Genomic DNA, 20,639 nt, shown 5'->3' with positions numbered 1-20,639 from the left:
CATGGCTCATGGCTGGCCGTGCATTTGTGAAGAGCCGCGAGCGCCAAACAGGGCGGTACCGATCCGCACCCAAGTGGCACCCTGGGCAATGGCTGACTCGAGGTCGTGGCTCATGCCCATGGAAAGTGTGTCGAGCGGCAGATTCAGGCTGGCTTGCAGGCTTTGCACGGCAGCGAAAGCGGCATCCTGGGCAGCGCGATCTTCAGTCGGCTCGGGGATTGCCATCAACCCGCGCAGTTTCAGGCGCGGCAGGTCGCTGATGGCGTTGGCCAGGGCCGGCAGGTCAGCCGGGGTGCAGCCGGATTTGCTGGCTTCACCGCTGACATTGATCTGAATGCAGATGTTCAGGGGCGGCAAATCGGCGGGACGTTGTTCGGACAGGCGTTGTGCGATTTTCAGACGATCCACGGAATGCACCCAGTCGAAGTGCTCGGCGATAGCACGAGTCTTGTTCGATTGAATGGGGCCGATGAAGTGCCAGATCAAGGGCAGGTCGGCCAGTTCGAGCTGCTTGCCCAGCGCTTCCTGCAGGTAGTTCTCGCCAAAGTCGCGCAGGCCGGCGGCGTAGGCTTCACGTAGGTCTTGTGCGGGTTTGGTCTTGCTCACGGCCAGCAGATGGACGCTGTTTTCACCGCGGTTGGCGGCGAGTGTTGCGGCATGGATGCGCGAACTAACTTCGAGAATGTTGTCTGCTATGGTGGACATCAAGAGGCGCCAGCGGTCTGAAGGTTCGCGGCATTCTACTGGAATTGAGGGGCGCTATGGATATCACCGAACTGCTGGCATTCAGCGCGAAACAGGGCGCATCCGACCTGCACCTGTCTGCCGGCCTGCCGCCGATGATTCGGGTTGACGGTGATGTGCGGCGCATCAATCTGCCGGCCCTGGATCACCAACAGGTGCAGACGCTGATCCATGCCATCATGAATGACGCCCAGCGGGTGGATTTCGAGAAACATCTGGAAACCGATTTTTCCTTTGATGTGCCCGGTGTGGCGCGCTTTCGGGTCAATGCGTTCAATCAGAACCGTGGCGCGGGCGCTGTGTTTCGTACCATCCCGTCGAAAGTGCAGGGCATGGACGAACTGGGCATGGGGGACGTGTTTCGCAAAATGACCGACGCGCCCCGTGGCCTGGTGCTGGTGACTGGCCCGACCGGTTCCGGCAAGTCCACCACGCTGGCGGCGATGATCGATTACCTCAATTCCCATCGCCATCACCACATCCTCACCATCGAGGACCCTATCGAGTTTGTCCATGAGCCGCGCAAGTGCCTGATCAACCAGCGTGAAGTCCATCGCGATACTCGCAGCTTCGCCACCGCCTTGCGATCGGCGCTGCGGGAAGACCCGGATGTGATTCTGGTGGGCGAGATGCGCGATCTGGAGACCATTCGCCTGGCGTTGACCGCCGCCGAAACCGGTCATCTGGTGTTCGGCACGCTGCACACCACGTCGGCGGCGAAAACCATCGATCGTGTGGTGGACGTGTTTCCGGGGGACGAGAAGTCGATGGTGCGATCGATGCTCTCCGAGTCGCTGCTGGCGGTGGTGTCCCAGACCCTGGTGAAGAAGATCGGCGGCGGGCGCATCGCGGCCCACGAAATCATGCTGGGGACGTCGGCGATCCGGAACCTGATCCGCGAGGACAAGGTGGCGCAGATGTACTCGGCGATTCAGTCGGGAGGGGCGCTGGGCATGCAGACGCTGGATATGAGCTTGAAGGACCTGGTGACCAAGGGCTTGATCAGTCGTGACCATGCGCGGGAGAAGGCGCGGTCACCGGATGGGTTTTGATGGCCCTGAAAGCAAAAGATCGTCCGAACGCGGCCCGAGCCTTCGGACGATCCTTTGATCTTGCTTCAATCAGCGCTGAACAACCCGCAACTGATTCGGCTCTTTCGGCAGAACCCGCTTGGCAACCACGTAGTGGTTTTCCCAGTACGGTTTATTCAAAGTGTCGATGGACACCGACTTGCCGCGACGTGGCGCGTGGATGAAGCGATCGTTGCCCAGGTAAATGGCGACGTGATTGACCCGACGGCTCTTGATGTTGAAGAAAATCAGGTCGCCCGGCTTCAGGTCGTTGCGATCGACTTTTTCCCCATGACCGCTGGCCATGGCATTGGAGGTGCGTGGCAGGTCGAACGTAGCGTCGTTGAACGCGTACTTCACCAGGCCGCTGCAATCGAAGCCTTTGCTTGGGCTGCTGCCACCCCAACGATAGGGAGTGCCAAGGACGTTCACGGCGCGGCTCAGCACGTCGCTGCTTTCCTTGGTGCCCATCGGTGGAACCAGGCCGCTTTTGCTGCTGGCCAGGCTTGGAGCATATTTAGCGGATTTTTTGTCTTTGCTCGAAGGAGCAGAGGCATGGGATTTTGGGGTGTAACCATTAACGTTAGGAAGACGTTGCTCACGATTGGTGGCGTGGGCGGCCAGTGGCATCAAAAGGCAAATGGTTAGCCATGTCTTGAAAAATGAACGCATTAGGCAAGGCTCTTAATAAGTTAGCGCGCAACTTTATAACAGCTTTTTTGCCGCTTCCGAGGCCGTTGGTCGATTCAATCTGGAGGGCAATGGTGGCAAAAAAGCGGCAAAATGACGCAATTGTCGGACAGAAGTCCGGTGTTACAAGGCTTTGACGGGAGTGAAGGTAGCATTTGCCATACGTCGGATGCCTGTAAAAAAGTCACAAAGAATTAAAGAATATTTATCTATCGTGTGAATCGAGGCCATTCATGAACCCCTATCAACAGGCTGTCCAGCAGCAAGACACCCACAGCAAAGTGATCGGTTACCTGCTGTGGATTTTCGGTTTTACCGGCGCTCACCGCTTCTATTACGGCAAGCCGGTGACCGGGACGATCTGGTTCTTCACCTTTGGCTTGCTGGGGATCGGTTGGCTGATCGACATCTTCCTGATCCCGTCCATGGACCGTGAAGCGGACCTGCGGTTCACCGCCGGGCCGATCGAATACAACGTGGCGTGGATTCTGCTGACGTTTCTCGGGGTGTTTGGCGTGCACCGGATGTATCAGGGGAAATGGATCAGTGGGTTGCTGTACTTGCTGACGGGCGGGTTGTTCTTTGTTGGCGTGCTGTATGACTTCTGGACGTTGAATGATCAGGTGTCGGTGCGTAATGCGCAGAGTCGTTGATTAAATGTGGCGAGGGGGCATGCCCTCTCGCCACAGGGTTTTACGTCTGGTGGCTGATCCTGCTATTCGTCTGCTTGAGTCATAGCCTGTGAATGACTATTGAAATGCTTTTAGCAGTTGAAGTTGAAGTGTTGCAAATGCAATTGTACTGATGCTGTATAAAGTTGAAATGATGAGGTGGTTTGGAGTAGCCCAGTAATTTATGCTGTCAGCGAGAATCGCAAGTGATGCAAATGCAATTATCAACGCTGATGCTTTTATTAAGGTTCCGTTCGTGCGGTGTGTGCGGGCTTTTTTGTATAAGAGTATTTGCATTAGATGAAGTGTAAGTAATGTTAAGCCTGCAATCAGGATTGCACCTATTGGTATTCCAATTGAGTCTCGATCTATGTTGTAAATGCCTGTGCTCAAATTATTTTCTAAAATAAATATTGCTACACTGGAGGTGATCGCTAAAAGCACTGGGTAGATGTAGTTCAGGTGTTTGTAGAGAGGCTTCATGTTGGCTCTTCCTGAATGCAGAAGCTCATAAGTAAAGGCTTTTATACCGTTTTTCATTCTAGCCAATCATGGAACATATCCATTTCGGCTGGGGAGATGACGGGGCCGTCGCACAGTGGCAGTGAGTAAGTTTGCCCGTCGTTGGTGATGATGGCTTCACCTGCGCCCTGCCAATCTGCAGTCCCATAGGTTCCCCAAGTGAACCCAGGATTAACTGTAAAGCCGCCTGAATTTCCCGTTGCTCCTTGTTTTTATAGTCTTTGTATTCAGGGGGGGTGTAGTGATTTTCCTTGTGCTGTATTTATACTAAATGATGGATTTTGAATCTGCACTCAATAACTTTGTAGGAAGTTTCTGTATGTTGTGAGGTTCTTTTCGTGCAGATGGTGAGAAGTCAGAAGCATCTGTTCATTGGATAGTTTTATTTACCATCGCTTGTAGAAATATTCTTGATGCGGATGTGCTGTTTGGAGAAAGGCAGTGGAGGAAGGGCAGGAGGGCTATATGACTTCTGGACGTTGAATGAACAGGTTTCTGTGCGTAACGCGCGGAGACGATAAGCGAAGATCAAAACATCGCAGCCTGCGGCAGCTYCTACACGGGAATATGCATTTCCCTGTAGRAGCTGCCGCAGGCTGCGATCTTTTGTTTTTAAGCCTGGTGGCTGATTCGCCCATCCACCAATGTGTAACGCACCACACCCGGCAGGCTGTGGCCAAAGAACGGGCAGTTTTCGCCCTTGGACAGCCAGCTTTCACCCGCCACGGTCGAGGCCGCCGGGTCGAACAGCACGATGTCCGCCGCACCACCCACCGCCAGTTTGCCTGCCGGCAGGCGCAAGGCCTCGGCAGGGCCGGCGCTCAGGCGTTTGAGCAACGTCGGCAGGTCCAGCAAGCCATCTTCGACCAGGGTCATTGCCAGTGGCAGCAGCAGTTCAACGCTGCTGATGCCTGGCTCGGTCGCGCCGAACGGTGCCAGTTTGGCGTCACGCTCATGGGGTTGGTGATGGCTGGAGATGGCCGAGATCACCCCCGATTTCACCGCTGCGCGCAGGCCTTCGCGGTCGGCGCGGGTGCGTAGCGGCGGTTGGACGTGATACAGGCTGCTGAAGTCGATCAGCGCTTCGTCGGTAAGGATCAGCTGGTACAGGGCGACATCCGCGGTCACCTTCAGGCCTCGGGCCTGAGCCTGGGCGATCAATTCAACACCGCGGGCGCTGGTGAGCTGGCTGAAGTGTGCGCGCACGCCGGTCTGTTCAACCAGCAGCAGATCGCGGGCCAGGGCGACGGTCTCGGCACTTTCCGGAATGCCCGGCAAGCCCAGGAAGCTGGCGGTCGGGCCTTCGTGAGCCAGGCCACCCTCGGCCAGGTCGTGATCCTGGGAGTTGAAAATCACCGTCAGGTCGAAGGTCGCTGCGTAGTCCAGCGCCCGGCACAGGGTGCGGGTGTTGCGGAAACTCTCCAGGCCATTGCCGAAGGCCACGCAACCGGCATCGCGCAGAGCGACGAGTTCGGCGAGCTGTTCACCGTCCAGGCCTTTACTCAGGGCGCCAATCGGGAAGACTTTGGTGTTGCCGGCCTCGCGGGCACGGTCGAGGATCAGTTCGGCCACCGCGGAAGTGTCCAGCACCGGTTTGGTCTTCGGCGGGCAGCACAGGCTGGTCACGCCGCCAGCCGCCGCTGCGCGGGTTTCGCTGACGATCGAGCCTTTGCGACTGTAACCCGGCTCGCGCAGGGCAACGTTGAGGTCTACCAGGCCGGGAGCGGCCACCAGGCCTTTGGCGTCGATTGTGTCGACGGCGACAAAACCGGCTGGCGCAGTGCCAAGGGCGACGACTTTGCAGGCTTCAATGTGGATATCGGTCACTTGATCCAGGCCACTGGCCGGATCGATCACGCGGGCGCCGAGAATGCTGAGCTTCACTGGGCGTTCTCCTGCTCGAATTGGCGCTGGGCAGTCTGCCCGCTCATGGCCATGGACAGCACGGCCATACGAATGGCGATCCCGTAGGTCACCTGGTTGAGGATCACCGAATGCGGGCCGTCGGCCACTGCCGACTCGATTTCCACGCCACGGTTGATCGGCCCCGGGTGCATCACGATGGCATCGGGCTTGGCACCGGCCAGGCGCGCGGTGGTCAAGCCGAACAGGCGGTAGAACTCGCCTTCGCTCGGCAGCAGGCCGCCGGTCATGCGTTCACGCTGCAGGCGCAACATGATCACCACGTCGACATCTTTCAGGCCTTCGGTCATGTCGGTGTAGACCTTCACGCCATACTGCTCGATGCCGATCGGCAGCAGGGTTTTCGGCGCGATCACGCGGATGTCCGGGCAACCGAGGGTTTTCAGGGCCAGCATGTTCGAACGCGCGACCCGCGAATGCAGGATGTCGCCGACGATGGCCACCGAAAGGTTTTCGAACCCGCCCTTGTGCCGGCGGATGGTCAGCATGTCGAGCATGCCCTGGGTCGGGTGCGCGTGCCGGCCGTCGCCGCCGTTGATGATCGCCACTTGTGGGCAGACATGCTCGGCGATGAAGTGAGCGGCACCTGAATCACCGTGGCGCACGACGAACATGTCGGCGGCCATGGCTTCCAGGTTGCGCAGGGTGTCGAGCAGGGTTTCGCCCTTGCTCGCCGACGAGGTGGACACGTTGAGGGTGATCACGTCCGCCGAGAGCCGCTGGGCCGCCAGTTCGAAGGTGGTGCGGGTGCGGGTCGAGTTCTCGAAGAACACGTTGCACACGGTCTTGCCGCGCAGCAACGGGACCTTCTTGACGGCCCGGGCGCCGACTTCGAGGAAGGAATCGGCGGTGTCGAGGATTTCCGTCAGCAGCTCGCGGCGCAAACCGTCGAGCGAGAGGAAGTGGCGCAGCTGGCCCTGATCATTGAGCTGCAGCGGGCGCTTGGTTTCTAGAGGCGTCATCGCAAGGGGGACTCTCAATAGGGCGAATTAAAGGGCGAGGTCTTGCAGTTCGAGCGCGAGCTCGGGGCCGGACAGCTTCACCCGTTCGTGGGCCGCCAGCGACAGGGTGGCGCCCACCACGTTCGGGCGGATCGGCAATTCGCCGGCGTCCAGATCCAGCAGGCACACCAGCGTCACGCTGGCCGGGCGGCCGTAGTCGAACAGTTCGTTCATGGCGGCGCGGATGGTCCGGCCGCTCATCAGTACGTCGTCGATCAGTACCAGGTGCTGGCCTTCGATCTCGAACGGCAGCGCCGAAGGGCGAACCTGCGGGTGCAGGCCGTTCTGGCTGAAATCGTCGCGGTAGAAGGACACGTCCAGGGTGCCGAGGGGCTCATCGCTGCCCAATTCCTTGAGCAGGGCTTGGGCCACCCAGACGCCGCCGGTACGGATGCCGATGAAACGCGGGTCGCTGATGCCACGGTGCTCCAGGTGGGCCTTCAGGCGCGTGGCCATCTGGCTGATCAGTTCGGCGGGATTGGGCAGGCTCATGGTTGCTCCTTCTTGGGCCCGAGCCGGCTTGTGCGCAAGGTGGCTCGGGTTGTTGTAGCTAATAGAGGCGCGTAGCGGCTCTTCAGGATTCGAACAGCGCGCCATTCTCGTCGAGCCAGCCTTGCAGCAGCAGGGCGGCGGCGATGGCATCGACCGGGTTGTCGCGGTAACTGCCTTTCTGGCCGCCACGAGCCAGGCGTTCGCCCTTGGCCTCGAAGGTGGTCAGGCGTTCATCGTGGGTATAGAAGGGCAGGTTGAAGCGGCCGTTCAGGCGCCGGGCGAACTTTTCCGCGCGGGCGCACATGTCACTGGGGGTGCCGTCCATGTTCAACGGCAGGCCGACCACCACGGCATCGGGTTTCCACTCTTTGATGAGGGCTTCGACCTGGTTCCAGTCAGGAATGCCGTTCTGCGCTTTCAGCGTGCACAGCTCGCGGGCCTGGCCGGTCACCACCTGGCCGACCGCAACACCAATCTGTTTGGTGCCGTAGTCGAATCCGAGAATCAGCCGCAGGGCCATCAGGCGTGCCCCGCCTGGCTGGTCAGCAGGCTGAGGTTGATGCCCAGGTGCTTGGCCGCCGCTTCCAGGCGCAACTCACTGCTGGTATTGAACAGGATGTCGGCGTCGAACGGGCAGTTCAGCCAGGCGTTCTGCGCCAGTTCGGCTTCAAGCTGGCCGGCTTCCCAACCGGCGTAGCCGAGGGCAATCAGGCTTTTTGCCGGGCCGACGCCGTCAGCGATGGCGAACAGTATGTCCTGGGTGGTCGACAGGGATAACTCGTCTTCCAGATCAACGGTTGCCTGGAAAGTCAGCCCCTTAGGGTGCAAGACGAAGCCGCGATCGGTCTGCACCGGGCCGCCGATAAAAATCGGCACATGCTGGCAGAGCGCAGGCGGTTCGATATCCGGGCGCAATTGCTCAAGGATATCGGCCAGGTTCAGCTCTTGCGGACGGTTGACCACCAGCCCCATGGCACCATTGGCCGTGTGCTCGACGATGTAGGTCAAGGTGTGCGCAAAGTTCGGGTCGGCCATGTGTGGCATGGCGATCAGGAATTGATGCTTGAGGTAGCTGGGGCTGACGTTTTTCATGTGCGCTAGTGTGGCGTTCGAGGGGCAAACTGACAAGCTTGAACGAGCCAAAAGATCGCAGCCTTCGGCAGCTCCTACAGGGGAATGTGTACATCTGTAGGAGCTGCCGAAGGCTGCGATCTTTTAATTACTGGAAAGTCTATCCCCACGGGCAAATTTCCAGGTGCGGATGATCTCCAGCCGGTCAATATCCGACAAATCCCCGGTAAACGGCGCAAACGGTGCCGCCAGCCGGACGATCCGTTGCGCCGCCTGGTCCAGCAGCGGCTGGCCTGAGGACTCCAGCACCAGCACTTCATACAGCGAACCGTCGCGATTGATCGACACCATCAGGCGCAAGTTGCCGTAGATCTGTTTGCGCCGCGCTTCGTCAGGGTAATTGAGGTTACCGATGCGCTCGACTTTCTTGCGCCATTCGTCCTTGTACCAGGCGCCCTTGTCGCGCATGGTCGATGCTGCGCTCAAGCGGTGGATGCGCGGGCGCTTGGCGTACAGCTGTTGTTCGGCGGCCAGTTCCGCTTCGAGGCTGGCGATGTCGCTGGACAGTTGCTCACTGTCGAACGTCGGTGCCTGGACCTGGGATTTGACCTCGGTCTTGGGCTCCTCGGTCTTGGCGGGGGCTTTTTTCGGTTTCGGTGCCACGGTGGTCACGGCAGCCTTGGGCGAAGCTTCCTGCGTTTCAGGCTTGGCGGCCGGCGGTGGCGTGACCTTTTGCACCTTGTTGTCCTGGAACGGCGCGACCTCGGTGGTCTTGGGAATCGCCTTTTTATCCAGGGTGCCGCTGCCTTGCTGATTCTGCTGGGCGAGGAAGTCGGCCTTTTCAGGCTTCTTTTCGCTTTTGAAGGTGGCGAGGGTGATTTCCAGGGTTTTACTGATCTGCTTGGGTTCGACCACTGCAAACCCGACACCCAACAGCAAGGCCAGGTGGATCAGCGCCGCCAGAAACAGGGTAAAACCGAGGCGATCGGCCGGGCGCACGCCACGGTGGGCGAGTTCGGCAGGCAGATCGGACGGGAGGGTCATGACAAGGAAACCAACATCGCGTTTTCACAGGCCGCGCATGATAACGCAATGTTGGTTTGGCTAATCAACGTGCCTTGAGCTTCTGATCGATGGCATCCATCAACAGGCCGCCGATGTCGGTGCCAAACGCATTATCAATCTCGCGAATGCAGGTCGGGCTGGTGACGTTGATCTCGGTCAGGTGCTCGCCGATCACGTCCAGGCCAACGAACAACAGGCCTTTTTCACGCAGGGTCGGGCCGACTTGCGCGGCGATCCAGCGGTCTTTGTCGGTCAGCGGGCGGGCTTCGCCACGGCCGCCGGCGGCGAGGTTGCCACGGGTTTCGCCCTGGGCCGGAATCCGTGCCAGGCAATAATCCACTGGCTCGCCGTCGATCATCAGGATGCGCTTGTCGCCATCGACGATGGCCGGCAAGTAGCCCTGGATCATGATTTGCTGCTGGCCATGCAAGGTCAGGGTTTCGAGAATCACCGAGAGGTTCGGGTGGCCGGCGGTGTGGCGGAAAATCGAGGAGCCGCCCATGCCGTCCAGCGGCTTGAGAATCACATCGCCATGGTGGTCGGCGAATTCGCGCAGGACGTCTGGGCGACGGCTGACGATGGTCGGCGGCGTGCACTGAGGGAACAGTGTGGCGAACAGTTTTTCGTTGCAGTCGCGCAGGCTTTGCGGCTTGTTGACCACCAGCACACCGGCGCGCTCGGCCTGTTCCAGCAGATAAGTGGAGTAGACGAACTCCATGTCGAACGGCGGATCCTTGCGCATCAGGATCACGTCCAGATCGCTCAGCAGCGCGTCGCTTTCGGCGCCCAGTTCGAACCATTTTTCCGGGTTGGCGAACACCTGCAGCGGACGCATCCGCGCCCGCGCCTGACCTTCGCCCTGATACAGGTCGCGCTGTTCCATGTAGAACAGCTCCCAGCCACGCTTTTGCGCGGCCAGCAGCATGGCCAGCGAGCTATCCTTCTTATAGGAAATGCTGGCGATAGGGTCCATGACAATCCCGACGCGAACGCTCATTGGGTTTTCCTCGAAAATTGGCTACCGGATCGGTATGAAAAAAGTGGCGTCAGAGTGGCGCTGAGTGTGTTCCCGGTCAAGGAAAAACCACCTTGCGGGTCGGCCGATAGATTGGTTTTGGAGACTGTGCTAAAAAGGCTGCCATGTCGTGCCGGCCCTTGAGCATCAAGGGTTTCGAGCCGCGTTAACCGGCAAACGGACAATTTGTTTCGCAAAGGCGACGGTAGAGCATTTTATGGAACAGCACCCCAGCGCCTTGAAGGTCATGGTGATCGACGATTCGAAGACGATCCGTCGCACCGCCGAAACGCTGCTCAAGAACGTGGGTTGTGAGGTCATCACGGCCATCGACGGTTTTGATGCCCTGGCCAAGATTGTCGACAACCATCCCGGCATCATCTTTGTCGACATCATGATGCCGCGCCTGGATGGCTATCAGACCTGCGCCCTGATCAAGAACAACAGCGCGTTCAAGTCCACGCCGGTGATCATGCTGTCGTCCAAGGACGGGCTGTTCGACAAGGCCAAGGGGCGTATCGTCGGCTCCGACCAGTTTTTGACCAAGCCTTTCAGCAAGGAAGAATTGCTTGATGCGATCCAGGCCCATGTTCCTGGCTTCGCCGCCGTTTTGCCGCAGTAGGACACGCACAGTGACGCTCGGCCATCGGGCCCGGCGTCGACAAGAATGGGGAAGACCATGGCACGTATTCTGATCGTCGATGATTCGCCGACCGAAATGTACAAACTGACCGGCATGCTGGAAAAGCACGGTCATGAAGTGTTGAAAGCCGAAAACGGCGCCGACGGTGTGGCCCTGGCCCGCCAGGAAAAACCCGACGCGGTGCTGATGGACATTGTCATGCCCGGCCTCAACGGCTTCCAGGCGACCCGTCAGCTCACCAAGGATCCGGAAACCGGACACATCCCGGTGATCATCATCACCACCAAGGACCAGGAAACCGACAAGGTCTGGGGCACGCGCCAGGGCGCCAAGGATTACCTGACCAAGCCGGTCGATGAAGACACCCTGATCAAGACCCTGAATAACGTGCTGGCCGGTTGATCGTCAGGTCATGAACGAGTCGCTGACGGCTTTTGAACTGCTGCTGCAAATCGACCGGCGATGTCGTTTGCTGGCGGCGGACTTGCCGTCCCAGCCACCCCGGCGGGACAGCTGGAGCGGCATCGGTTTTCGCCTGGGCGAGCACTGGTATGTCGCGCCCATGAGCGAAGTCAGCGAAGTCCTGCACGAACCGCGCTTCACTCAGCTACCGGGGGTCAAACCCTGGGTCAAGGGTGTCGCCAACCTGCGCGGGCGTTTGCTGCCGGTCATGGACTTGTGCGGTTTCTTCGGGCACGAGCTTTCGGCGGTGCGCCGGCAGCGGCGGGTGTTGGTGGTGGAACATGAAGAGGTGTTTGCCGGGTTGTTGGTCGATGAAGTCTTCGGCCTCCAGCACTTTGCCCAGGACAGCCTGGAGCCGGTGCCGGCAGACCAGCTGCACGGGCCAGTGGCGGCGTTCGTCAAAGGCCGGTTTCAGCGCGAGCAGTGTTGGCAGGTGTTCAGCCCGTTTGCGTTGGCGCAGTCCCAGGGGTTCATGAACGTCGCGGTGTAGTTGGAGCAACAGAGAACCTTGTGGGAGCGAGCTTGCTCGCGATGACGGACTTGCAGCCAGCATTAATGTCGACTGACACACCGCTATCGCGAGCAAGCTCGCTCCCACAGGTTCCTCGGCAAGTCTTGGAAGGTGTGGGTTAACAGGCGAGGACCGATGATAAAAGCAAAAGCAGGCAAGCCATTGGAAGGGTCGCGCAGCCGGTCGCAGATTATCGTGCTGTTCATCGCGCTGATCGTCTTCATCATGCTGCTGTTCGCCAACTTCGCGTACCTCAACACCCAGGCTACCTACGACAAACAGTACATCGGCCACGCGGGCGAACTGCGCGTGCTGTCCCAGCGTATCGCCAAGAACGCCACCGAAGCCGCCGCCGGCAAGGCTGCCGCGTTCAAGTTGCTCAGCGATGCGCGCAACGATTTTGCCCAGCGCTGGGGTTACCTGAAGAAAGGCGACCCGGCCACCGGCCTGCCGCCGGCCCCTGCTACCGTGCGTCCGGAGATGCGCGCGGTGCAACAGGACTGGGAGCGCCTGCTGAAAAACACCGATGCGATTCTTTCCAGCGAGCAAACCGTACTGTCGCTGCATCAGGTCGCCGCGACCCTGGCCGAAACCGTGCCGCAGTTGCAGGTCGAGTACGAAAAAGTCGTCGAGATCCTCCTGCAACGGGGCGCCCCGGCGGCCCAGGTGGCCATGGCCCAGCGCCAGTCGCTGCTGGCCGAGCGGATCCTCGGCGCGGTCAACACAGTATTGGCCGGCGACGAAAATTCACAGCAGGCCGCCGATGCATTCGGGCGTGACGCAACGCAGTTTGGCAAGGTGCTCAACGGCATGCTCCAGGGCGACCCGGCGCTCAAGGTCAGCCAGGTCGAGGATCGTGACGCCCGTGCGCGTCTCGCGGAAATCTCCGAGCTGTTCGAATTCGTATCGGGTTCGGTGGACGAGATCCTCGAAACCTCACCGGAGCTGTTCAAGGTCCGCGAATCGGCCTCGAACATTTTCAGCCTGTCGCAAACCCTGCTCGACGAAGCCTCACACCTGGCCAGCGGGTTCGAAAACATGGTCGGCGGGCGCACCACCGACACCATAGGCGGTTATGTGCTGGGCTTGCTGGCGCTGGCTTCGATCATCCTGATCGGCATGGTGATGGTGCGCGAAACCAATCGTCAGTTGCACGAAACCGCCGAGAAAAACGAGCGTAACCAGAACGCGATCATGCGCTTGCTCGACGAGATCGAAGACCTGGCCGACGGCGACCTCACGGTGACGGCCTCGGTGACCGAAGACTTTACCGGCACCATCGCCGACTCGATCAATTACTCCGTCGACCAGCTGCGCGATCTGGTCGCGACCATCAACCTCACCGCCGGCCAGGTCGCCGCCGCCGTGCAGGAAACCCAGGCCACCGCCATGCATCTGGCCCAGGCGTCGGAACATCAGGCCCAGCAGATTTCCGAGGCATCCATGGCCATCAACGACATGGCCGAGTCCATCGACCAGGTGTCGGCCAACGCAGCGGAATCTTCGGCGGTTGCCGAACGCTCGGTGGAAATCGCCAACAAGGGCAACGAGGTGGTGCACAACACCATCCACGGCATGGACAACATTCGCGAGCAGATTCAGGACACCGCCAAGCGCATCAAGCGCCTGGGCGAGTCGTCCCAGGAAATCGGCGACATTGTCAGCCTGATCGATGACATTGCCGACCAGACCAACATCCTTGCCCTCAACGCGGCCATCCAGGCGTCCATGGCCGGTGACGCCGGTCGCGGTTTCGCCGTGGTCGCCGATGAAGTGCAGCGCCTGGCCGAGCGCTCATCCGCTGCCACCCGGCAGATCGAAACCCTGGTGCGGGCGATCCAGACCGACACCAACGAAGCGGTCATCTCCATGGAACAGACGACGACCGAAGTGGTGCGCGGCGCCCGTCTGGCGCAGGATGCAGGTGTGGCCCTGGAAGAAATCGAAGGCGTGTCCAAGACACTTGCGGCGTTGATCCAGAGCATTTCCAATGCGGCGCAACAGCAGACGTCGTCGGCCGGTCAGATTTCCCTGACGATGAACGTGATCCAGCAGATCACCTCGCAGACCTCATCGGGTTCCACCGCCACGGCCGACAGCATCGGCAACCTGGCGAAAATGGCCAGTCAGTTGCGTCGTTCGGTGTCCGGTTTCACCTTGCCGGCGGCCAAGGCGCAGGCTGTGGACAAAGCGTGAATCGCCCGCAGGTAGAACTATGGTGATTGGAGTGGTTATGGGTGATCGGCACGACTATGTGGCCCTCGAGTGGGTCAAGGGCGAGATTGCCGAAACGCTGAAACAGGCTCATCACGCGATCGAAACCGTGCTCGATGACCCGCAGGCGACGCATGCGCTGGATGCAAGCCTTTCGTGCATCCATCAGGTCCACGGCAGTTTGCAGATGGTCGAGTTCTACGGCGCGGCGTTGCTCGCCGAAGAAATGGAACAACTGGCCATGGCCTTGCAGGGCAGCCGTGTCAGTCATCGCGACGAGGCGTTGCACCTGTTGATGCAGGCCCTGGGACAGCTGCCGATCTACCTCGACCGGGTGCAAGGCGCGCGCCGCGACTTGCCACTGGTGGTGTTGCCCCTGATCAATGACCTGCGCAGCGCCCGTGGCGAAAGCCTGTTGTCGGAAACCAGTCTGTTCAGCCCGCAATTGCCCGAGTTGCCGGCGTTGGACGCAGAAACGCTGGCGCAGATGGAACCGGCCGAATTGCCCAATGTGCTGCGCAAGCTGCGGCAGATGCTGCAAATGGCGTTGGTCGGATTCCTGCGTGAACAGGACCATGAAACCACCCTCGATTACCTGGCCAAGGTCTTCACCCACCTCGAAGCACTGTGCGCCAATGCACCCCTGAGCCCGTTATGGCAGGTGGCATCGGCGCTGGTCGAGGGCATGCAGGGCGGTGCGATCGCCAACAGCCCGGCCTTGCGCAGCCTGTTCAAGGATGCCGACAAGGAACTCAAGCGCCTGCTCGAACAAGGCATGCACGGCATCAACCAACCGGCCCCGCCGGAGCTGCTCAAGAGTTTGCTGTTCTACATTGCCAAGGCCGAACAACCCACCGGGCAGATGCTGACCATGAAAGAACGCTACTCACTGGACGACGCGCTGCCCGACAGCGCGATGGTCGATGAAGAACGCGCGCGGCTGGCCGGTCCCGACCGTGACGCCATGCGCTCGGTGCTGGCAGCGCTGTGCGAAGAGCTGGTGCGGGTCAAGGAGCGTCTGGACCTGTTCGTGCGCAGTGACCGCCAGCACACCTCTGATCTCGACAGCCTGCTGGCGCCGCTGCGGCAAATCGCCGACACCCTGGCGGTCCTGGGCTTCGGCCAGCCGCGCAAGGTGATCATCGATCAGTTGGCGGTGGTGCTCAGCCTCGCCCAAGGCCAGCGCGAACCCAACGATGCGATCCTCATGGACGTTGCCGGGGCCTTGCTGTACGTCGAAGCGACGCTGGCCGGCATGGTCGGTACCGTGGAGCCGGAGAGCCCGGATGACAACCGCCTGCCGACCACCGACCTGACGCAGATCCATCAGATCGTGATCAAGGAGGCCCGCATCTGTTTGCTGCAGGCCAAGGACATGATCGTCGACTACATCGACGCCGATTGGGACCGCCAGCATTTGCAGGCGCTGCCGGCCTTGCTGACCCAGGTGCGCGGCGCGCTGGCGATGATCCCGCTGGGCCGGGCAGCGAGCCTGGTAGAAACCTGCAATCACTTTATCCGCGAGCACCTGTTGCTCGAACCGGGTCAACCGGGCTGGCAGGAACTGGACAGCCTGGCCGACGTGATCACCAGCATCGAGTACTACCTCGAGCGCCTCAGCGATGACCCGCAAGCGCAAGGTGAAAACCTGCTCGATGTCGCGGAAAAAAGCCTGGCCGGCCTCGGGTTTTTCCCCAGTGAGCAGCATGTGCCAGTGCTTGATGATGTGCTCAACCCGAGCGATGCGCAGGTCATGCAGATGATGCAGGAGCTGGATGATCCGCAGATCGTCCAGACCCTGGCCCACGTGCTTGCCAGCCCGGTTTCGAGCCTGAACCCACCCGCCCTGAACACTCCGGGCAGCCTGCTGCCGCCGCCAGCGGGCGAAGAGCCGGTGGACGAGGAACTGCGTGAGGTGTTCCTCGAAGAAACCGACGAAGTCCTGGAGATCCTGCGCGAGTACTTGCCGCGCTGTTCGGTCAACCCTGACGACCGCTCGGCCCTGAGTGAGCTGCGCCGTGCCTTCCATACCCTCAAGGGCAGTGGCCGCATGGTGCGCGCTCTGGTGCTGGGCGAGCTGGCCTGGGCCGTGGAAAACCTGCTCAATCGCGTACTGGAAGGCAGCGTGGAACCGGGCGCTACGGTGCAGCAACTGATCGGCGATGTGCTGCAGCTGCTTCCGGAGCTAGTGGCTGAATACGCCGCCAATGCCCAGTGCCAGCGCAGCGATGTCGATCAATTGGCTGCCCGCGCCCATGCCCTGGCCAAGGGCGAAGAGCCGGTGTCCGATGAGGATACGCAGGATGTCGCGGCCCTCGACCCGCTGTTGCTGGAGATCTTCCGCAAAGAGGCCGAAACCCACTTGGGCAGCCTCAATCGCTTCCTTGATCAGGCCGCCGAACATGTGCCGTTGCCGGCCAGCGACGAATTGCAGCGCGCCTTGCACACCCTCAAGGGCAGTGCCTCCATGGCCGGTGTGTTGCCGATTGCCGAACTGGCCGCACCGCTGGATCAACTGGCGCGGGAATACAAGGCGCACCTGATCGCACTGGATCTGAATGAAGTCCAATTGCTGCTGGAAGCAGAAGGACTGTTCCGCCTCGGCTTGCGCCAGCTCAAGACTGATCCGCTGGCGGAAATTCCCGGCGCCCGGGGTTTGACCGAGCGAGCCAGGGCGCTGCTGGCCGAGCGTCTGGAAAACCTCCTGAACACACCGAACACCGGGCTGCGGATCAAGCGCGATCCGCAGCTGATCAACAACTTCCTCGCCCAGGGCATGGATATCCTGCTGGACGCCGAAAGCCTGTTGCAGCGTTGGCAGCAACACCCCGGCGAGCGTCAGGAACTCAGCGCGCTGCTGGACGAACTGACCACCCTCGGCGAAGGCGCCCATCTGGCCGACCTGCACCCGGTGGATGAGTTGTGCGAAGCATTGCTCGATCTCTACGGTGCCGTGGAAGAAAGCAGCCTCGCGGTCAGCGAGCGGTTTTTCCATGAGGCACAGGGTGCCCATGAAGCGCTGATCAACATGCTCGACGAACTGGCCGCCGGCCAGGAAGTCAGCCCGCAGCCGCAACGGATCAGGGCCTTGCGCGAACTGCTCGACGAGAGCCTCGACCCGTCGGCCGTGGGCCTGATCCGCAGCGATGGCAGCCGGAGCCTGAGCATCCGCGAGTTGGGTTCTGCCACCGAGGAACTTGAGCGCACGCTACCCCCTGTAGGAGCGAGCTCGCTCGCGATGAGCTCACCGGCACCGCGTTTATCCAATGACAACGCGTCATCGTTAACGTCCATCGCGAGCGAGCTCGCTCCTACAGAGGACCGCGCGGTCGAACTGGACGATGAAATCATTGCGATCTTCCTTGAAGAAGCGGTGGATATCCTCGAAAGCGCCGGTCAGGCCTTGCAGCGTTGGTTGCGCGACCCGGACAACGCCGCGCCGCTGGTGTCCCTGCAACGGGATTTGCATACCCTCAAGGGCGGCGCACGCATGGCCGAGGTCGGGCCGATCGGCGATCTGGCCCATGAGCTGGAAAGCCTTTACCAGGGCCTGGTGGACCGTCGTTATGCCTTCAGCGATTCACTGGCGGTGCTGCTACAACAGAGCCATGAGCGACTGGCGTTGTACCTCGAACAGTTGCAGCTCAACCAGCCACTGGGCGATTCCCGTGAACTGATCGAAGCCATGCGTGCCTACCGTCAGAGTCACGCGGGCGGCACCGAGACGGCCCGGCAAGCGACCGGCAACGACTCGGCTGCGCATGATCCGCAATTGCTGGAAATATTCCTCGAGGAAGGTTTCGACATCATCGAAAGCTCCGGGGCGGCGCTGGAGCGCTGGCAGGCCCAGCCTTCGAATCGGCAGGAAGTGGAAACCCTGCTGCGCGACCTGCACACCCTCAAGGGCGGTGCGCGCATGGTGGAAATCGCCGCGATTGGCGATCTGGCCCATGAACTGGAGTTCCTCTACGAAGGCCTGTCTACCGGCGTGTTGCAACCGACGGAGCCGTTGTTCGCGCTGTTGCAGCGCAGCCATGACCGCCTGGCGCAGATGCTCGATGCGGCCCGCGCCGGTGAGCCGATGCCGCCGGCCGACCGTTTGATCGATGCGATCAAGAACTTCAGCCACCCGGCCGTGCCTGAAGCGCCCGTGCCGATTGCGCCGCCGACCATACCCAAGGCCGAGCCGCCGGCGCCGCCGTCCGATGCCGGCGCGGACATGGTCAAGGTCTCGGCGGAGCTGCTCGACGATCTGGTCAACCTGGCCGGTGAAACATCGATCTTCCGTGGCCGGATCGAACAGCAGGTCAACGATGCGCACATCGCCCTGAATGAGATGGAGACCACCATCGAGCGCATGCGCGACCAGTTGCGCCGCCTCGACACCGAAACCCAGGGGCGGATCCTCAGCCGCCAGCAAGTCGATGCCGAACGCCTGGGTTACGAGGAGTTCGACCCGCTGGAAATGGACCGCCACTCACAGTTGCAGCAACTGTCCCGGGCTCTGTTCGAATCGGCCTCTGACTTGCTCGACCTCAAGGAAACCCTCGAACGACGCAATCACGACACGGAAAACCTGCTGCAACAGCAGGGCCGCATCAATACCGAACTGCAGGAAGGCCTGATGCGCACGCGCATGGTGCCGTTCGAACGCATGCTCCCGCGTTTACAGCGCATCGTCCGGCAGGTGTCCAGCGAACTGGGCAAGGACGTGGATTTCATCGTCGACAACGCCGAAGGCGAGATGGATCGCAACGTTCTCGAACGTATGGCCGCGCCGCTGGAACACATGCTGCGCAACGCCGTCGATCACGGCCTGGAGTCCGTCGACGTGCGGCTGGCGACGGGGAAACCGGCCAAGGGCAAAATCACCCTCGATCTGCTGCGCGAAGGCGGCGACATCATTTTCGACATCCGCGACGATGGCGCGGGTGTACCGCTGGACGCGGTGCGGCGCAAGGCGATCAAGCGCGGCCTGCTCGCCCCGGACAGTGTCATCAGTGATCACGATGTGTTGCAGTTCATCCTGCAACCGGGGTTTTCCACCGCCGAAAAAATCACCCAGATTTCCGGTCGCGGTGTTGGCATGGACGTGGTGCACGAAGAGGTGCGGCAACTGGGCGGCACCATGAGCATCGACTCGGTGCCGGGGCAGGGCGTGCATTTCCGCATTCGCCTGCCGTTCACCGTATCGGTCAATCGGGCGCTGATGGTGCAGTGCGGTGAGGACCAATACGCGATCCCGCTCAATACCATCGACGGCATCGTGCGTGTCCTGCCCAATGAACTCGAAGGGTATTTCCGTTTCGATTCGCCAACCTACGAATACGCCGGGCAACGTTACGAGCTGTGCTATCTGGGTGAGCTGCTGAAAACCAGCCCGCGCCCGAAACTGTTGGGTCAGAGCCTGCCGTTTCCGGTGCTGCTGGTGCAGTGCAACGAACGGCACATCGCGGTGCTGGTGGACGCCATGGCCGGCACTCGCGAAATCGTGGTCAAGAGCCTGGGGCCGCAGTTTGCGGCGGTGCAAGGGGTGTCCGGGGCGACGATTCTCGGGGACGGCCGGGTGGTGCTGATTCTGGATTTGCTGGCGCCGATCCGTGCCATGCAGGCCTGTATGCCCCAGCGTCCGGCAGGACAAGAGGTCGAGGCCGAACCGCATCGGCCGCTGCTGGTGATGGTGGTCGACGACTCGGTCACCGTGCGCAAGGTCACCAGCCGCTTGCTCGAACGCCACGGCATGAACGTGCTGACCGCCAAGGATGGAGTCGATGCCATGCTGCTACTGGAAGAACACGTGCCCGACCTGATGCTGCTGGACATCGAGATGCCGCGCATGGATGGCTTCGAAGTCGCGACCCAGGTGCGCAATGACGAACGTCTGCGACACCTGCCGATCATCATGATCACCTCCCGCGCCGGACAGAAACACCGTGACCGCGCCATGGCCATCGGCGTCAACGACTACCTTGGCAAGCCGTACCAGGAATCGGTGCTGCTCGAAAGCATCGCCTTGTGGAGCAAGACCCATGCTTGAGCACCGCACCAGCAACCTGACCGGCCTGCTGCTGCCATTGGCCGACCGCAACCTGATCCTGCCCAACGTCGCCGTTGCCGAGCTGATCGACTACCAGCAGCCGGGGACCTTCGACCTGGACACACCGCCGTGGTACCTGGGCCTGGTGATGTGGCGCGACCGGCAGATTCCTCTGTTGAGTTTCGAGTCGGCATGTGCGCAGAAAACCGTCATCGGCGAACGTGCGCGGATCGTGATCCTCAACGCCCTCGGCGGGCGCCCCGAGCTTAAGTTCATCGCACTATTGGTGCAGGGTATTCCGCGCTCCTGCAAGCTCGACAGCCAGTTGAGTTATGTGGATGTGCCGTTGTGTGCGCTGGAGCAGGYGGCGGTGCAGGTGGGCGAGCAGGTGGCCAAGGTGCCGGATCTGTTGGCGCTGGAGGCGTTGTTGGTGGATGCCGGGTTAATCAACTGATCCCGATTCAGCGGTGATCTGACCGGCCTCTTCGTCGGATCGCCGCCCGGAGCA

The 20,639-nt window shown here is 60.9% G+C and carries 18 protein-coding genes; 8 read left to right on the top strand and 10 right to left on the bottom strand.

What is annotated here, in order from left to right:
* Positions 1-6 precede the first annotated feature (6 nt).
* Positions 7-705, bottom strand: a complete 699-nt coding sequence (locus tag AC1DVH_RS02540) for a YggS family pyridoxal phosphate-dependent enzyme (protein WP_477752500.1) — start codon at positions 703-705, stop codon at positions 7-9.
* A gap of 56 nt (positions 706-761) precedes the next feature.
* On the opposite strand from AC1DVH_RS02540, the gene AC1DVH_RS02535 reads away from it, so the two are divergent.
* The gene (locus tag AC1DVH_RS02535) at positions 762-1,796 is read left to right on the top strand and encodes a type IV pilus twitching motility protein PilT (protein WP_477752499.1); all 1,035 of its coding nucleotides are present in this window, start codon (positions 762-764) and stop codon (positions 1,794-1,796) included.
* A 69-nt stretch (positions 1,797-1,865) separates the two neighbouring features.
* Here the strand turns inward: AC1DVH_RS02535 and AC1DVH_RS02530 are convergent, their stop codons facing one another.
* Positions 1,866-2,486 carry a C40 family peptidase gene (locus AC1DVH_RS02530; protein WP_477752498.1) on the bottom strand — a complete coding sequence of 207 codons (621 nt, stop codon included), beginning with the start codon at positions 2,484-2,486 and terminating at the stop codon, positions 1,866-1,868.
* A gap of 251 nt (positions 2,487-2,737) precedes the next feature.
* On the opposite strand from AC1DVH_RS02530, the gene AC1DVH_RS02525 reads away from it, so the two are divergent.
* A complete protein-coding gene (locus AC1DVH_RS02525; RefSeq protein ID WP_477752497.1) occupies positions 2,738-3,157 on the top strand; it encodes an NINE protein in 420 nt (139 codons plus the stop codon).
* Between the two features lie 96 nt (positions 3,158-3,253).
* On the opposite strand, the gene AC1DVH_RS02520 is transcribed toward AC1DVH_RS02525, so the two are convergent.
* The 8 genes from AC1DVH_RS02520 to gshB all read right to left on the bottom strand — a co-directional run bounded on the left by AC1DVH_RS02520 (position 3,254) and on the right by gshB (position 10,246).
* Entirely contained in the window at positions 3,254-3,715 is a 462-nt protein-coding gene (locus AC1DVH_RS02520; RefSeq protein ID WP_477752496.1) for a hypothetical protein, read from the bottom strand.
* A 594-nt stretch (positions 3,716-4,309) separates the two neighbouring features.
* On the bottom strand, positions 4,310-5,581 hold the full coding sequence (locus AC1DVH_RS02515; RefSeq protein WP_477752495.1) for a dihydroorotase: 1,272 nt from the start codon (positions 5,579-5,581) through the stop codon (positions 4,310-4,312).
* The gene (locus AC1DVH_RS02510) at positions 5,578-6,582 is read right to left on the bottom strand and encodes an aspartate carbamoyltransferase catalytic subunit (protein WP_007939362.1); all 1,005 of its coding nucleotides are present in this window, start codon (positions 6,580-6,582) and stop codon (positions 5,578-5,580) included. The genes AC1DVH_RS02515 and AC1DVH_RS02510 overlap by 4 nt, the downstream gene beginning before the upstream one ends.
* A 27-nt stretch (positions 6,583-6,609) precedes the next feature.
* Positions 6,610-7,113 carry a bifunctional pyr operon transcriptional regulator/uracil phosphoribosyltransferase PyrR gene (gene pyrR / locus AC1DVH_RS02505; RefSeq protein ID WP_448109664.1) on the bottom strand — a complete coding sequence of 168 codons (504 nt, stop codon included), beginning with the start codon at positions 7,111-7,113 and terminating at the stop codon, positions 6,610-6,612.
* Positions 7,114-7,195: 82 nt separating this feature from the next.
* Positions 7,196-7,633, bottom strand: coding sequence for a Holliday junction resolvase RuvX (ruvX, locus tag AC1DVH_RS02500; RefSeq protein WP_057398155.1), 438 nt, complete (start codon positions 7,631-7,633; stop codon positions 7,196-7,198).
* The gene (locus AC1DVH_RS02495; protein WP_477752494.1) at positions 7,633-8,205 is read right to left on the bottom strand and encodes a YqgE/AlgH family protein; all 573 of its coding nucleotides are present in this window, start codon (positions 8,203-8,205) and stop codon (positions 7,633-7,635) included. The genes ruvX and AC1DVH_RS02495 overlap by 1 nt, the downstream gene beginning before the upstream one ends.
* A 123-nt stretch (positions 8,206-8,328) precedes the next feature.
* Complete coding sequence (locus AC1DVH_RS02490; protein ID WP_477752493.1) at positions 8,329-9,228, bottom strand: TonB family protein; 900 nt, start codon at positions 9,226-9,228, stop codon at positions 8,329-8,331.
* Between the two features lie 64 nt (positions 9,229-9,292).
* Complete coding sequence (gene gshB, locus AC1DVH_RS02485) at positions 9,293-10,246, bottom strand: glutathione synthase (protein ID WP_431758689.1); 954 nt, start codon at positions 10,244-10,246, stop codon at positions 9,293-9,295.
* A gap of 235 nt (positions 10,247-10,481) precedes the next feature.
* Between gshB and pilG the strand changes: the two genes are divergently transcribed.
* The 6 genes from pilG (at position 10,482) to AC1DVH_RS02455 (ending at position 20,585) form a co-directional block, all read left to right on the top strand.
* Positions 10,482-10,886, top strand: coding sequence for a twitching motility response regulator PilG (gene pilG, locus AC1DVH_RS02480; RefSeq protein WP_090451937.1), 405 nt, complete (start codon positions 10,482-10,484; stop codon positions 10,884-10,886).
* A gap of 57 nt (positions 10,887-10,943) precedes the next feature.
* On the top strand, positions 10,944-11,309 hold the full coding sequence (gene pilH, locus AC1DVH_RS02475; RefSeq protein ID WP_007897961.1) for a twitching motility response regulator PilH: 366 nt from the start codon (positions 10,944-10,946) through the stop codon (positions 11,307-11,309).
* A 10-nt stretch (positions 11,310-11,319) separates the two neighbouring features.
* On the top strand, positions 11,320-11,859 hold the full coding sequence (locus tag AC1DVH_RS02470) for a chemotaxis protein CheW (RefSeq protein WP_477752492.1): 540 nt from the start codon (positions 11,320-11,322) through the stop codon (positions 11,857-11,859).
* Positions 11,860-12,015: 156 nt separating this feature from the next.
* The gene (locus AC1DVH_RS02465) at positions 12,016-14,076 is read left to right on the top strand and encodes a methyl-accepting chemotaxis protein (protein ID WP_477752491.1); all 2,061 of its coding nucleotides are present in this window, start codon (positions 12,016-12,018) and stop codon (positions 14,074-14,076) included.
* Between the two features lie 37 nt (positions 14,077-14,113).
* Positions 14,114-20,131: an Hpt domain-containing protein gene (locus AC1DVH_RS02460; RefSeq protein ID WP_477752490.1), complete on the top strand. Its 6,018-nt coding sequence runs from the start codon at positions 14,114-14,116 to the stop codon at positions 20,129-20,131.
* Positions 20,124-20,585, top strand: coding sequence for a chemotaxis protein CheW (locus AC1DVH_RS02455; protein ID WP_477752489.1), 462 nt, complete (start codon positions 20,124-20,126; stop codon positions 20,583-20,585). The genes AC1DVH_RS02460 and AC1DVH_RS02455 overlap by 8 nt, the downstream gene beginning before the upstream one ends.
* Positions 20,586-20,639 lie beyond the last annotated feature (54 nt).

It is taken from the genome of Pseudomonas sp. P4_C3 (assembly GCF_056402075.1).
Note: the sequence above shows the minus strand (reverse complement) of the source record. Positions and strands in the feature narration are given on the sequence as shown.

Excerpts from the sequence above, each read along its gene's own strand:
- AC1DVH_RS02540 (WP_477752500.1), bottom strand. The coding sequence starts at position 705 with ATGTCCACCATAGCAGACAACATTCTCGAAGTTAGTTCGCGCATCCAT.
- AC1DVH_RS02535 (WP_477752499.1), top strand. The coding sequence starts at position 762 with ATGGATATCACCGAACTGCTGGCATTCAGCGCGAAACAGGGCGCATCC.
- AC1DVH_RS02530 (WP_477752498.1), bottom strand. The coding sequence starts at position 2,486 with ATGCGTTCATTTTTCAAGACATGGCTAACCATTTGCCTTTTGATGCCA.
- AC1DVH_RS02525 (WP_477752497.1), top strand. The coding sequence starts at position 2,738 with ATGAACCCCTATCAACAGGCTGTCCAGCAGCAAGACACCCACAGCAAA.
- AC1DVH_RS02520 (WP_477752496.1), bottom strand. The coding sequence starts at position 3,715 with ATGAAAAACGGTATAAAAGCCTTTACTTATGAGCTTCTGCATTCAGGA.
- AC1DVH_RS02510 (WP_007939362.1), bottom strand. The coding sequence starts at position 6,582 with ATGACGCCTCTAGAAACCAAGCGCCCGCTGCAGCTCAATGATCAGGGC.
- pyrR (WP_448109664.1), bottom strand. The coding sequence starts at position 7,113 with ATGAGCCTGCCCAATCCCGCCGAACTGATCAGCCAGATGGCCACGCGC.
- ruvX (WP_057398155.1), bottom strand. The coding sequence starts at position 7,633 with ATGGCCCTGCGGCTGATTCTCGGATTCGACTACGGCACCAAACAGATT.
- AC1DVH_RS02495 (WP_477752494.1), bottom strand. The coding sequence starts at position 8,205 with ATGAAAAACGTCAGCCCCAGCTACCTCAAGCATCAATTCCTGATCGCC.
- AC1DVH_RS02490 (WP_477752493.1), bottom strand. The coding sequence starts at position 9,228 with ATGACCCTCCCGTCCGATCTGCCTGCCGAACTCGCCCACCGTGGCGTG.
- gshB (WP_431758689.1), bottom strand. The coding sequence starts at position 10,246 with ATGAGCGTTCGCGTCGGGATTGTCATGGACCCTATCGCCAGCATTTCC.
- pilG (WP_090451937.1), top strand. The coding sequence starts at position 10,482 with ATGGAACAGCACCCCAGCGCCTTGAAGGTCATGGTGATCGACGATTCG.
- pilH (WP_007897961.1), top strand. The coding sequence starts at position 10,944 with ATGGCACGTATTCTGATCGTCGATGATTCGCCGACCGAAATGTACAAA.
- AC1DVH_RS02470 (WP_477752492.1), top strand. The coding sequence starts at position 11,320 with ATGAACGAGTCGCTGACGGCTTTTGAACTGCTGCTGCAAATCGACCGG.
- AC1DVH_RS02465 (WP_477752491.1), top strand. The coding sequence starts at position 12,016 with ATGATAAAAGCAAAAGCAGGCAAGCCATTGGAAGGGTCGCGCAGCCGG.
- AC1DVH_RS02460 (WP_477752490.1), top strand. The coding sequence starts at position 14,114 with ATGGGTGATCGGCACGACTATGTGGCCCTCGAGTGGGTCAAGGGCGAG.